General features: G+C 29.5%; 13 protein-coding genes. All 13 read right to left on the bottom strand.

Annotated features, from left to right (window positions below):
- Positions 1-27: 27 nt before the first annotated feature.
- Entirely contained in the window at positions 28-669 is a 642-nt protein-coding gene (locus KGF50_RS07150) for a thiamine diphosphokinase (RefSeq protein WP_227847425.1), read from the bottom strand.
- Between the two features lie 8 nt (positions 670-677).
- Positions 678-1,349 carry a ribulose-phosphate 3-epimerase gene (rpe, locus tag KGF50_RS07145; protein WP_227432484.1) on the bottom strand — a complete coding sequence of 224 codons (672 nt, stop codon included), beginning with the start codon at positions 1,347-1,349 and terminating at the stop codon, positions 678-680.
- 4 nt (positions 1,350-1,353) lie between these two features.
- Entirely contained in the window at positions 1,354-2,238 is an 885-nt protein-coding gene (gene rsgA / locus KGF50_RS07140) for a ribosome small subunit-dependent GTPase A (RefSeq protein ID WP_227847424.1), read from the bottom strand.
- 96 nt (positions 2,239-2,334) lie between these two features.
- Positions 2,335-3,078: an elongation factor P 5-aminopentanone reductase gene (gene ymfI, locus KGF50_RS07135; protein ID WP_227847423.1), complete on the bottom strand. Its 744-nt coding sequence runs from the start codon at positions 3,076-3,078 to the stop codon at positions 2,335-2,337.
- Between the two features lie 107 nt (positions 3,079-3,185).
- Positions 3,186-5,195, bottom strand: coding sequence for a Stk1 family PASTA domain-containing Ser/Thr kinase (pknB, locus tag KGF50_RS07130; protein WP_227847422.1), 2,010 nt, complete (start codon positions 5,193-5,195; stop codon positions 3,186-3,188).
- A gap of 16 nt (positions 5,196-5,211) precedes the next feature.
- Positions 5,212-5,964 carry a Stp1/IreP family PP2C-type Ser/Thr phosphatase gene (locus KGF50_RS07125; protein WP_227847421.1) on the bottom strand — a complete coding sequence of 251 codons (753 nt, stop codon included), beginning with the start codon at positions 5,962-5,964 and terminating at the stop codon, positions 5,212-5,214.
- A gap of 19 nt (positions 5,965-5,983) precedes the next feature.
- A complete protein-coding gene (rlmN, locus tag KGF50_RS07120; RefSeq protein WP_227847420.1) occupies positions 5,984-7,015 on the bottom strand; it encodes a 23S rRNA (adenine(2503)-C(2))-methyltransferase RlmN in 1,032 nt (343 codons plus the stop codon).
- A gap of 8 nt (positions 7,016-7,023) precedes the next feature.
- The gene (gene rsmB / locus KGF50_RS07115) at positions 7,024-8,349 is read right to left on the bottom strand and encodes a 16S rRNA (cytosine(967)-C(5))-methyltransferase RsmB (RefSeq protein WP_227847419.1); all 1,326 of its coding nucleotides are present in this window, start codon (positions 8,347-8,349) and stop codon (positions 7,024-7,026) included.
- Between the two features lie 61 nt (positions 8,350-8,410).
- Positions 8,411-9,112: a zinc metallopeptidase gene (locus KGF50_RS07110; protein WP_227847418.1), complete on the bottom strand. Its 702-nt coding sequence runs from the start codon at positions 9,110-9,112 to the stop codon at positions 8,411-8,413.
- A gap of 79 nt (positions 9,113-9,191) precedes the next feature.
- Positions 9,192-9,932 carry a DUF116 domain-containing protein gene (locus KGF50_RS07105; RefSeq protein ID WP_227847417.1) on the bottom strand — a complete coding sequence of 247 codons (741 nt, stop codon included), beginning with the start codon at positions 9,930-9,932 and terminating at the stop codon, positions 9,192-9,194.
- A 9-nt stretch (positions 9,933-9,941) separates the two neighbouring features.
- Positions 9,942-10,871 (bottom strand): methionyl-tRNA formyltransferase, encoded by a 930-nt coding sequence (gene fmt, locus KGF50_RS07100; protein ID WP_227847416.1) that lies wholly within the window; start codon positions 10,869-10,871, stop codon positions 9,942-9,944.
- Positions 10,872-10,885: 14 nt separating this feature from the next.
- The gene (gene def, locus KGF50_RS07095; protein WP_227840365.1) at positions 10,886-11,326 is read right to left on the bottom strand and encodes a peptide deformylase; all 441 of its coding nucleotides are present in this window, start codon (positions 11,324-11,326) and stop codon (positions 10,886-10,888) included.
- A gap of 17 nt (positions 11,327-11,343) precedes the next feature.
- The coding region (gene priA, locus KGF50_RS07090) for a primosomal protein N' (RefSeq protein ID WP_227847415.1) at positions 11,344-13,106 on the bottom strand (1,763 nt) is incomplete at its 5' end.

The raw sequence follows: 13,106 nt of genomic DNA, 5'->3' as shown, positions 1-13,106 counted from the left end.
TATAAAATCAATTATTAAAGTCCATTTTTATAAATTTCTAACTACAAGTACACCTCCTTGCTCTACTTTAATTTTACAAGAATTCCCTAACATAACATTGGATATTCCAATAGGGACTGAATACTTCATATAATAATCATCCAAAGGGTATTCTAAACCAGTAAGTGTTACTCCTTTAGCATCTCCTTTTACAGCTATTACAGAAATAGTATCTCCTTTGTTCCCAAACAAGGTAAATTCTTCATTTTCAACTATATACATCTCTTCTTTATCTGAAAGTATTCTAGAATATATTCCATCTTCTTTTAAATAATACAATAGATTTATATTTGCAAGGGTATGGTCAATTCTCCCACCTAAGGCACCAAAAAAATCAATATGGTTAGCCTTAAGAGTTTTAGCTAAAAAAAGACATAGTTCTGTATCAGTTTCATCCTTTTTAGATGGAAATTTTTCAAATTTAACACCTTGATTTCTATAGAAATTTATCTTGTCTTCTTCTACTGAATCTAAATCTCCCAAGATATAATCTGGTATTATATCCATTTTATAGGTGTGATTTGCGCCTCCATCTGCACATATTATGCAGTCATAACATTCTTTAAGTATAATATCTCTTGTAATTTTATAATCTTCAATTTCACCATTTAAAACAATACAGATTTTCATATCTAAATCTAAACTAATTCTTCAAGAGAAGCATTCTTTCTAAATAAATTAACTGTTTCTTGAATGTCATCACTTCCAAATATTGCAGAGCCGGCTACTATTACATTAGCTCCTGCTTGTACAACTTCAGCTACATTTTTAGGACTTATACCACCATCAACTTCTATATCAATATTTAATCCTTTACTATCTATAAGTGTTTTTAACTCTTTAATTTTATCTAACACACAAGGTATGAATGATTGTCCTCCAAATCCAGGATTAACAGACATTAAAAGCACCATATCTAAATCAGATAGTACATGTTTAATAGTATCTATTGGTGTTGCTGGATTAAGTACTACCCCTGCCTTTATTCCATGTGATTTTATATTTTGTATAGTTCTATGTAGATGTGTACAAGCTTCCTGATGAACAGTTATTATATCACATCCTGCTTTTACGAACTCTTCAATATATTGGTCTGGATTTTCTATCATAAGATGAGCATCAAATACCATATTTATATTCTCTTTTTTTAAACTTTTAACTACAAGTGGTCCTAGTGTAATATTTGGTACAAAATGTCCATCCATTACATCGATATGAAGATATTCACATCCTGCACTTTCCACTTTTCTTACATCCTCTAATAATTTTGCAAAATCTGCTGATAATATTGATGGTGCTAATTTAATCATGTTTCTAATACCTCCTACTGTTATTTTGTCTTATTTCATTTAGTAGCTGTATATAACTATCATATCTTTCTTTAGATATTTCTCCATTTGCAACAGCTTCTTTTATAGCACAATTAGGTTCATTTTCATGAATACATTTTGAACCAAACTTACAATCATTAAATTTATCAAATTCTATAAAATAATCTTTAAGTTCAACTTCTTCTATATCTTCAAGTGCAAGTGAACTAAAACCTGGTGTATCTGCAACCATTCCACCAAACTCCAACTTTAAAAGTTCAGCATGGCGAGTGGTATGTTTTCCTCTTTTTATTTTATCACTTACTACACCTGTTTGCAGTTTAAAATTTTCATCTATTTCATTTAATAAGCTTGACTTTCCAACTCCAGATGGTCCTGCAAATACTACTACATTTTCTTTTAATTCATCTTTTACTTTATCTATATTTAACTTAGTAACATTGCTTACAGGAATAACCTTATATCCACTAAGCTCGTATATCTTTTTAACATGCTCTAATATATTATCATCATCTAAATCTGCTTTTGTAAGGATTATTACAGTTTCTAAATTTTCTTTTTCTGCCAAAACTATAAATCTATCTAAAAGAGATAAGTTTGGTTTAGGATTTTTTATTGCAAATACTATTAGTGCCTTATCTACATTTGCTATAGGTGGTCTTATAAGTTCTGTGTCTCTACTATCTATTTCTTCCACAATTCCCTTTTTTTCATCTTCATCAACAACACTTATTTTAACTCTGTCACCAACTAGAGGTGTTACTTTTTGCTTTCTAAATATACCTCTAGCCTTACATTCATAAAGACCTTTCTCTGTATCTACATAATAAAATCCACTAATCCCTTTTATAATTTTTCCTTCTAGCATCAAATACCTCCCTTTATAAAATTATATAAACATATACTGTTTATGAGTAGTATATAGTGTTATTCTTTCCTATTTTTATATAATACCACATTTTTTTTAAATAACAAATCCTCCGTTTGGACTAATTACCTGACCAGTTATAAAACTTGATTTATCAGATGCTAAGAAAATAGCACAATTTGCTATATCTTCTGGCGTTCCTAATCTCATTAAAGGAGTTTCCTCTACAAGAACATCTATCTCATCTTCATTATATTCAGCTAACATGTCTGTATCAATAACGCCTGGTGCTATGCTATTTACTCTTATATTTGATGGAGCAACTTCTTTAGCTAATGCCTTTGTCATTCCTATTATACCTGCTTTTGATATAGAGTAATGTACTTCACAAGAAGCACCTGATATGCCCCAAATTGAAGATATATTAATTATGTTTCCTTTTTTTTCTGATATCATGTATTTTAAAGCAGTTTGTGAACAATAAAAACTTCCTTTTAAGTTAATATTCATCATATTATCCCAATCTTCATCAGTTATATCTGTAAATAACTTATCTTGGCTTATACCAGCATTATTTATAAGTACATCCAATCCTCCAAACTCCTTTATGCAATAATCTATCATATTTTCGACTTCTTCTCTATTTGAAATATTAGCTTTAAATAATTTTACAGAAAAACCTTTTTCATTTAATACAGTGTATAATTCTTTAGCCTCATTTTCTGATTTGTTAAAGTTTATCAATACATTATATCCATCTTTTGCAAATGTTTTAGATATTGCTTTTCCAATTCCTCTAGAGCCACCTGTGACCAAAACTGTTTTATTATTTTTATTCATAAATATTTATCTCCCTTATAATTAATCCAATATTTTATACAAAACAAACTGCCCCTTTAAAGAAAATAATTTCTATAAAAGGACAGCTTTTTATTTTTAGCTAATATTTATTCTGATTTACCAATATTTCCACCAGTTCCTGATGGAGTTTCTCCAGTATTTCCTGAATTTGAACCTCCTGAGTTATCTCCACTATTTCCTGAGTTTGAGTCTCCTGAATTATCTCCATTATTTCCTGAGTTTCCTCCACTATTTCCTGACCCATCTCCACTATTTCCTGAGTTTCCTCCACTATTTCCTGAATTACCTCCGTTAGTTCCTGAGTTTGAACCTCCTGAGTTTCCTCCACTATTTCCTGAGTTTGAACCTCCTGAATTTCCTCCACTATTTCCTGAGTTTGAACCAGGTGTTGTTGTATCATCCTCATCTGGTGTTGTTGGAGTCTTATTTGGTGTTGTTGGCGTTGGCGTATTTGATTTTTCTGGGCCTTTGCTAACATATAGGTCTATTTCATCACCTTCTTGAACACTTGATGAACCAGAACTAGGGCTCTGACTTAAAACTGTACCTTCTTTATATACTGAACTATATTCGTACTTGACAGTACCAACTTTCAATTTATTTTCCTCTATAATTTTCTTTGCATTAGTTAAAGTAATACCTACTACATTTGGAACTGAAGCTTCACTTGCACCTTTACTTACAACGACATTTATAGTGTCACCTTTTTTAATATTTGTACTTCCACCTTCAGGTGTTTGCGATATTATACAATTTTTGTCAACCTCACTGCTATACTCTTCACTTTTTACACTTAATGACAATCCTTCTTTTTCAACTGCACTTTGTGCTTCCTCTAATGTCATATTCACAAGATTAGGAACAGTTAAATCTTTACTACCAAATCCTCCAGCAAATAAAAATTTATATGCTAAGAATACTTGTGCACATAAGATTACTATCAAAACTGCTGCGACTACTTTTAGTCTTTTTCTAGCTTTAGGACTTTCTTGTTTTTTCTTCTTTTTCTTAGCTCTCTTACTTTGAGTATTCTTAGGTTTTTGATTCTTTTTAGCTCTCATTATCTCTTCCTCATCTTCATCTTCTTCATCATCATCTTCTTCATAAAAATCATCATAATAATCTTCATCTTCATCTAAATCAGCAACTTCTATAGGTTTAACCACTTTTTCTGGAACTGGCTTTGCAAGTATTGGAGTTACAGCTTTATTAATTTCTTTTTCATCAATTTTCTTTGTTGCAAAATCATCGTATTCCTTTATAAAATCTAAGTCAATATTTTTTTCTATATAATCTATATCTTCTATTAACTCTTCAGCAGTTTGGTATCTATCTGCACTAGATTTTTCTGTAAGCTTTTTTATTGTAGTTCTTACACTTTGAGGAATCCTAACTTTTTCTTCTGATGTAAAATCTATATCATCATTGATATGTTGAAGTGCTATAGAAATTGGGCTATCTCCTCTAAATGGTACTTTTCCTATCAGCATTTCATATAAAACTATACCTAAAGAATACAAGTCTGCATTATTAGTTACAAACTTTCCTTTAGCTTGCTCTGGTGAAAAATAGTGTACCGAACCTATTATACTACCAATATTAGTCATTGTTGAATTTGAAACAGCTTTGGCTATACCAAAATCAGCTACTTTTACTACTCTTCCTTCATTGGATATGAGAATATTATGAGGTTTTATATCTCTATGTATAATCCCCTTTTTATGTGCAGCACTAAGTGCCATAGCTATTTGTTTTGTTATATCTAATGCAGTATATTCGTCTAATATCCCTTCATCCTGTATAATTTCCTTTAAATTTTTTCCATCTACAAATTCCATTACAATGTAGTGAACTTTTCCATCTTCCCCAACATCATATACATTTACTATATTTGGATGTGAAAGGCTTGCTACTGCTTCTGCTTCTCTTTTAAATTTTGTTAAAAATTCATCGTCATCTACAAATTCAGGTCTGAGTACTTTAAGTGCAACAGTCCTGTTTAATAATCTGTCTTTAGCCTCATATACAAAGGCCATTCCTCCATCACCAATCTTCCTGATGATTTCATATCGATTTCCTAAAATTGTATCTCCCACAATATCACCGTCCTAATTATACTTTTATTACTATCACCGAAACATTATCTTTACCAGAAACATCATTGGCCATGCTTATTAATTCATCACTTATATCACTAATTCTCTCATATTCGTAATCTAATATTAAACTTCTTATATCTTCGTCATAAATAAACCCAGTTAATCCATCTGTTGCAAGAAGTATTATATCACTTTTTTTGATTTCCTTCTTAAAAATATCTACAACAACCATATCATCTGTTCCAATTGCTCTAGTTATTCTATTTCTCTGTGGATGTCTTCTCGCTTCTTCTTCTGTAATAACATGAGCCATCATAAGTTCTTCAACCACGGAATGGTCTATAGTTATTTTATCAAATTTTTCATCTGTTAACAAATAACATCTGCTATCTCCAACATTTGCCACATATAAGACATTATTATACACTATAGCTGTAACTAATGTAGTTCCCATTCCTTCAAATGCTATATCTTCCATAGATTTTTTGTGCACAATTGAGTTTACATTATTATAAGCCTGTTTTAGTATATCATCTATATAGTCTATTTTTACATTATCATGCTGTAATAAGTTTTCTTTTAGAAAATCAATTATATTTTCTACTGCTAACTTACTGGCGACTTCCCCTTTTTTATGTCCACCCATTCCATCAGCTATGGCAAATATTCCTATTGGACCATGTTCTGTATCTATAACTTCTCCCTCACAATAGTCTTCATTGTTTTTTCTTATTTTTCCTATATGGGAGGCACAACTATAAACCATACGACTTCCTCCTTACATATTACTTGTATTTTCTTCTCAATTGACCACAAGCTCCACTAATATCAGAACCCATAGACATTCTAACTGTAGCAGGTATATTATTTTTCTCTAAACTATCTCTAAACTTATAAATAAATGCCTTGTCTGGCTTTTCATATTCTCTTTCTTCAACCTTATTTATAGGTATTAAATTTACATGGCATAGCATACCTTTTAAAAGCTTTGCTAATGCCCTCGCCTCATTTTCTGAGTCATTTACACCTTTTATAAGAGAGTATTCAAATGTAACCCTTCTATTTGTCTTTTTTATATAATATCTACATGCATCTAATATTTCTTTAATAGAATAGGCATTTGCTACAGGCATAATCTTTCTTCTTTCTTCATCATATGGTGAATGAAGTGATAAAGCCAAATTTATAGCTATTTTCAAATCAGCCAACTCGTACATTTTAGGTACTATCCCACAAGTTGAAAGAGTTATATGTCTATACCCTATATTAAGACCATTTTTTTCATTAATTATTTTTAAAAATTGTTTTGTATTTTCAAAATTGTCAAGTGGTTCACCACTTCCCATTAATACAAGATTTGATACTCTTTTGCCAGTATCTTCTTGAATCTTAATAACTTGGTCTAAAATCTCCCATGGCTCTAAGTTTCTAATCAGCCCATCCATTGTAGATGCACAGAAGTTACATCCCATTCTACATCCTACTTGATTAGAAACACAAACAGTAACCCTACTGTCATAGTCCATCATCACAGTTTCTATTATATTTCCATCATCTAATAAAAACAAATATTTTTTTGTACCATCTACCTTAGATTCTAACTTTAATTCTATATCTATATGACCTATACATGAAACTTCTTCTAATTTATTTCTCAAACTTTTTGGTATATTGTTCATGTCATCAAAAGTTTTTGCACCTTTATATATCCAAGAAAATATTTGGCTCCCTCTAAAAGATTTTTCATCTATAGTTTTCATAAATTCTTTGAGTTCATCTTCAGTAAAGTTTTTTAATACTACTTTTTTCTCTTCCATTCTATTCACTACCTTATTCTCTTTAATTTTGCTATAAAAAACCCATCTATACCATGAATATTAGGATATATTTTTAAATATCCTTTATCTTGATTGTCTAAATCTACATTTACTGTGTCAATTGGAGTCAATTCAAAATTATTATTTTCTTCAATAAAAGAAGTAATTATATTTATGTTTTCCATATCTTGAACTGTACATGTACTATATACTAAAGTTCCTCCAATTTTAACATACTTTGATGCATTTTCTAATATTTTCTTTTGTATAGAAGTAATATCTTCTAACTCTTCCTCTTTCTTATATTTAATTTCTGGTTTACGTCTTATTATACCAAGACCAGAACAAGGAACATCTGCTAAAACATAATCAAATTTATTTATACTATTTTCATCAATTTCAGAAGCATCAAATCCTTCTATACATACATTTTTAAGACCAAGTCTATTTACAGTAGCTTTTATAAGCTTTAGTTTATGCTCAAAGATATCTCTAGCTATTACTTGACCTGTATTATTCATTAAAGTGGCTAAGTGAGTAGATTTTCCACCAGGAGCACTACATACATCCAAAATTAATGAATCTTCCTTTGGATTAATTACTTTCCCTACTATCATAGAACTTATATCTTGAATTGTAAATAAACCAGCCTTAAATAACTCATTATTTTCTATATTTTTTAATTTTTCGACTTTTATAGCTTCTTCCACCATAGGAACTTTAAAACACATAATACCTTCTTGATTTAATTTTTCAATAAGCTCTTCTCTGCTGATTTTAAGTGTATTTGTTCTTATATAGATACTAGGCTTTTCATTGTTTGCTTCTAATAAATCTTCAGTAAATTCTTGTCCAAAATTAGCTATCCAATTTTTTATAATCCAAGAGTTATAAGAATACTTTATAGATAAGTATTTTACACTATTTTCCTCAGTTATGTCCATTATGGTATCTTTATTTCTTATTTCATTTCTAAGAATAGCATTTATAAAACCAGAAGATTTTTTATCATATTTTTTAGATAACTTCACAGTTTCATTAACTGCTGCATAATCTGATATACTATTTAAAAATAAAATTTGATATGTTCCCATTCTTAAAAAGATTTTAACATAAGTTGACATTTTTTTTACTTTTATTTTTGAAAGTTTATTAATTATATAATCTAAGTAATATTTATTTTCTATTACTCCATAGATTAGTTCTGTCGCAAGACCTCTATCCATATCGCTTATTTCTAAGTTTTTAAAATGCTTATTTATTGCAATATTTGAATAGTTATTATTTTTCTCTATATCACATAATACTTTAAATCCAATTTCTCTTGCATCCATATAAATTTCTCCCTTTTATTAAACATAAAAAAGGGTTGTTTCTAAACAACCCACTTTATTTTTAGTCATTTCTTCTTTGAGCTATTAGTAACAATCTAAGTAATTGAAGTATTGAAACTAAGGCTGCTGCAACATATGTTAAAGCTGCTGCTGAAAGCACTTTTCTACTTTGTCTTACCTCACCCTCATCTATAATACCTAGATTTCCAAGTTGAACAATTGCTCTACTAGAAGCATTAAATTCTACAGGCAATGTTATTACCTGGAATAGTACTGAAGCTGAAAACAATAGTATCCCGATTTTTAGAAATGGTCCAGCCATAATAAATCCTAGAAATATTAAAAACCAAGAAATACTTGAAGCAAAGTTTACCACTGGCACCAAACTACTTCTTATTTGAAGAGGTGCATAACCTTTAGCATGTTGCATTGCATGACCACATTCATGTGCAGCTACTGCAACAGAAGTTATTGATGTTCCATAATATACATCTTCTGATAATCTTACAGTTTTTCTTCTTGGGTCATAGTGGTCACTTAAATGACCTCTAACCATTTCTATCCTTACGTCATACAAACCATTTGAATCAAGTACTCTTCTTGCTGTCTGTTCTCCAGTATATCCTCTACGTGTATTTACTCTTAAATACTTATTTGTTGTTGAACTCACTTTAAATTGAGCATATACAGTGAATAATATAGCTGGAATTAATATAATCATCGTTGGGTCAAATCCCCAAAAACCGCCATATACAGGGTACATAAATAACACTCTCCTAAAATATATTTTTATTATACATCCTCTTAATATTCACATAACTTAAAAACAGTTTAATTACAAGCTAATATACTTTTCCTGTTAAAAAACTTATAGCCTTTTTAATATCTACTATATCTACATTAGTATTTATACAAGGGCCATTAGGTCTTTTGTTAAATACTCCTAAAACAGGAATTTTTTTAATGTCTTGTATTCCAGATGTTAAATCTCTCTCACATGCAACAGCTATAACAGCTTTAGGTTTATTGTCAATTATAATTTTTCTAGCTAGAGTCCCTCCTGTAGCTACAAATACTTTTACTTTAACACTTTTATTTAGTTCAGCTAATTCTCCTATATTGCATTTTCCACATTTCTTACAATTATCTATATCATTAGTAACTTTTAGTTTGCAACTATTCTCTTGAATACAATGAGGTATTAAAATTATTATATCCTCTGGATTAAAATTATATTTATTACTGTATATATATTCATTATTTAACTTTATATATATCCTTCTAATTTCACTTTTTGACATACCAAATGATGATGCAATAAAAGATATAATGGGAAATAATACACTAACAATTTTAAAATTTATTTTCATTATATTTGAGTTAACATTTTTTCCTTTAATTACTCTATACGTAACTATTGTTGAGCATAGTATTATAAGTATTAGTGATATTACTACAGTGTTTATTCCTAAGGAAAATATTTGAGTCAAACTAATTATAAAAAAGTTTGCAACTCCCATCAAAATCCCTAATATTAAGACTAAAATACCAACACTTGTTAAATACTTTTTTATATCTGTCATACTTTTCACCTAACTCAATACTACACCAATTTCTATAGTATTTCCTTTTATATATTCTCCAACTAGCATTCTCTTTTTATTTGGCATCTGAATTTCTTCAATTAAAAGTACCTTATCTTTAGTGCTTACTTTTATGCCATCTTTATTTACCTCAATTATTGTACCTGCATCTTTGGTACTTTCTTCCTCTAACACTTTAGTTTTCCAGATTTTCATTGTTACACCATTATAAGTAGTGTAAGCACTTGGCCATGGATTTACACCTCTAACTAGATTGTGTATTTCCTTAGCATTTTTTGAAAAGTCTATATTACCTAGTGATTTATTCATTATTGGTGCATAAGAAAATTCCTCATGATTTTGTACTTCTCTTGGTGCAGTTCCTTCTTCAATCAACTTTAATGTTTCTTTTAAAGTTTCTGCTCCTATATTCATCATTTTATCATGAAGCTCTCCTGCTGTTATATTTTCATCAAGGTTTACCTCTGTTTTTAATATCATATCTCCAGTGTCTAAGCCCTCATCCATATACATAGTTGTAACACCAGTTTTTTCTTCACCGTTGATTATTACCCAATTTATAGGTGCCGCACCTCTATATTTTGGAAGTAAGGAAACATGGACATTTATACATCCAAACTTAGGAATTTCTAATATTTCTTTTGGAAGTATCTGCCCAAAAGCCACAACTACCATTACATCTGGATTTAAAGATTTCATTGTCTCTATAAAATCCTTATCTCTAGCTTTGATTGGTTGATATACAGGTATATTATTTTCAATTGCAAGCTCTTTTACTGGACTCATGCCAAGTTTTTTACCTCTTCCTTTTGGTTTATCTGGCTGAGTTACAACTCCTAGTATTTCGTAATTTTCATCTATTATTTTTTGTAAACAAGGAACTGCTATATCAGGAGTTCCCATAAATACTATCTTCATTAAATCAACCCCTACTATTTTTCTATTTTATCAACAAATAGTATTCCATCTAGATGGTCTATTTCATGACAAAATGCTCTAGCTAAAAGTTCTTCTCCTTCTAACTCTATTGTTTCTCCATTTCTATTTAAAGCTCTAACTTTTACATAGTTTGGTCTTTTAACCTCTCCTGATTCTCCAACAACACTTAAACAACCTTCATCATCTATTTGTTCTCCAGATGTTTCTATTATTTCTGGATTTATAAGTTCTATAAGTTCTTCTCCAATATCGATTACTACCACTCTTTTTAAAATTCCAACTTGAGGTGCAGCTAGTCCAACACCATCTGCATCATACATAGTTTCTGCCATATCGTCTAATAATTGTATTATTTTTGCATCAATTTTTTCAACTTTTTTTGATTTCTTTCTTAGTACTGGTTCTCCTATTTGAACTATTTGTCTTAAAGCCATTACACGTCCTCCTAAATTTATAATACACTATTTGGATTAATATCTATAGATACATTAATATTCTTATCAAATATCAAATCTCGTTTTGTTATACATATATATTTTATTATACCCTTTAAGAGATTAATTTCAATATTTTCATCTTTAAAGAGTATTTGCCATCTATAATTTTGATTTATTTTTGATATTGAGCATGGATTGGGTCCTAATATAAACCCTAAGTCGTTTATACCCCTCTTTTCTAATAAATAAATCAAAGATGCATGCATATTTTTTATATTTTTTATAACTAATTTTTCATCTTCGCCACTAACAACTACACTTAACATGTTATTAAAGGGAGAATATCCAAATGCCTTTCTTATCTTTATCTCATCTTCATAAAAACCTTCATAATTGTACTCTATGGCATGTTTAATAGCATAATGTTCAGTATCATATGTTTGAAGTACTACTTTACCTTCTTTATCTGCTCTTCCTGCCCTTCCAGAAACTTGAGTTATCAACTGAAAGGTTGTTTCAAAACTTTTAAAATCAGGAAAATTTAGTATCATGTCTGCTGATAAAATACCTACTAAAGTTACATTATCAAAATCCAATCCTTTGCTTAGCATCTGCGTTCCTATCAATACATCTGCTTCTTTATCTTTGAACTTATTTAGCATTTCTTCTAATGAACCTTTTTTTGAGGTTGTATCTTTATCCATTCTCAAAGTTTTTATATTTGGAAAAATACATTTTAACTCTTCCTCAATCTTTTGAGTTCCTACTCCAAATGGCTTAACATAATTACTTCCACACTCTGGACATTCTTTTGGAATTTCTCTCTCATATCCACAATAGTGGCATCTTCCAATATTACTTTTTTTATGATATGTCAAAGATATATCACAATTTTCACATTGAAACACATAACCACACTTTCTACATGATACAAAATTTGCATAACCTCTCCTATTTAAAAATAGTATTACCTGACTATTTTCTTCAATTGCACAACTTATTTCTCTTTGAAGTTTTAAACTAAATATACTTCTATTACCTCCATCTAATTCATCTTTCATATCTACAACTTCAATATTTGGAAGTGGCTTGTTATTTGCTCTATTTTTTATATTTATAAGTTTATATTCACCAGTTTTTGCTCTATAATACTCTTCAATTGAAGGTGTTGCTGAACCTAAAATAAGAGTTATATCATTTTTTAATGCCATAAATCTAGCTACTTCTATGGCGTTAAACTTAGGATTTTTTTCAGACTTATATGATGACTCATGAAATTCATCAATTATTATCAATCCTAAAGAATTAAAAGGAGCAAATAGCGCTGACCTAGCTCCAATTAAAATTCTTATCTTGCCAGCTTTAACAGCTTTATAAACATCATGTTTTTCTCCTTCAGATAGTTTACTGTGAAACACTCCAACTAAATCACCAAATCTACTTTTCAATCTATCTATCGTTTGGGGAGTTAGTGCTATCTCAGGAACCAAAAATATGCTATCTAAACCTTGGCTTAATGCAAATTCTATTATTTCCATATAAACTTCAGTCTTTCCACTTCCAGTTATACCATGAACTAAATACGGCTTTTTATCATCTATAAACATATTCGAATTTATCTCATCAACTGCTTCTTGTTGCTCATTGTTTAATTTTATACTTTTTGATATAGATTTGTAAATACTTTTTGGCTCTCTATAATAATCTTTAAATTCTAAAGTTATTAACTCTTTCTTACTTAAAGAATTTATACTCTGCTTTGAAGCATTTAATAAAT

The sequence above is a fragment of the Clostridioides sp. ZZV15-6598 genome, assembly GCF_020657705.1.
Taxonomy (GTDB): Bacteria; Bacillota; Clostridia; order Peptostreptococcales; family Peptostreptococcaceae; genus Clostridioides; species Clostridioides difficile_F.
This window is presented reverse-complemented; position numbering and strand designations above follow the sequence as displayed.

Excerpts from the sequence above, each read along its gene's own strand:
- KGF50_RS07105 (WP_227847417.1), bottom strand. The coding sequence starts at position 9,932 with ATGACAGATATAAAAAAGTATTTAACAAGTGTTGGTATTTTAGTCTTA.
- KGF50_RS07110 (WP_227847418.1), bottom strand. The coding sequence starts at position 9,112 with ATGTACCCTGTATATGGCGGTTTTTGGGGATTTGACCCAACGATGATT.
- rlmN (WP_227847420.1), bottom strand. The coding sequence starts at position 7,015 with ATGGAAGAGAAAAAAGTAGTATTAAAAAACTTTACTGAAGATGAACTC.
- ymfI (WP_227847423.1), bottom strand. The coding sequence starts at position 3,078 with ATGAATAAAAATAATAAAACAGTTTTGGTCACAGGTGGCTCTAGAGGA.
- rsgA (WP_227847424.1), bottom strand. The coding sequence starts at position 2,238 with ATGCTAGAAGGAAAAATTATAAAAGGGATTAGTGGATTTTATTATGTA.
- KGF50_RS07125 (WP_227847421.1), bottom strand. The coding sequence starts at position 5,964 with ATGGTTTATAGTTGTGCCTCCCATATAGGAAAAATAAGAAAAAACAAT.
- KGF50_RS07150 (WP_227847425.1), bottom strand. The coding sequence starts at position 669 with ATGAAAATCTGTATTGTTTTAAATGGTGAAATTGAAGATTATAAAATT.
- rsmB (WP_227847419.1), bottom strand. The coding sequence starts at position 8,349 with ATGGATGCAAGAGAAATTGGATTTAAAGTATTATGTGATATAGAGAAA.
- def (WP_227840365.1), bottom strand. The coding sequence starts at position 11,326 with ATGGCTTTAAGACAAATAGTTCAAATAGGAGAACCAGTACTAAGAAAG.
- fmt (WP_227847416.1), bottom strand. The coding sequence starts at position 10,871 with ATGAAGATAGTATTTATGGGAACTCCTGATATAGCAGTTCCTTGTTTA.
- rpe (WP_227432484.1), bottom strand. The coding sequence starts at position 1,349 with ATGATTAAATTAGCACCATCAATATTATCAGCAGATTTTGCAAAATTA.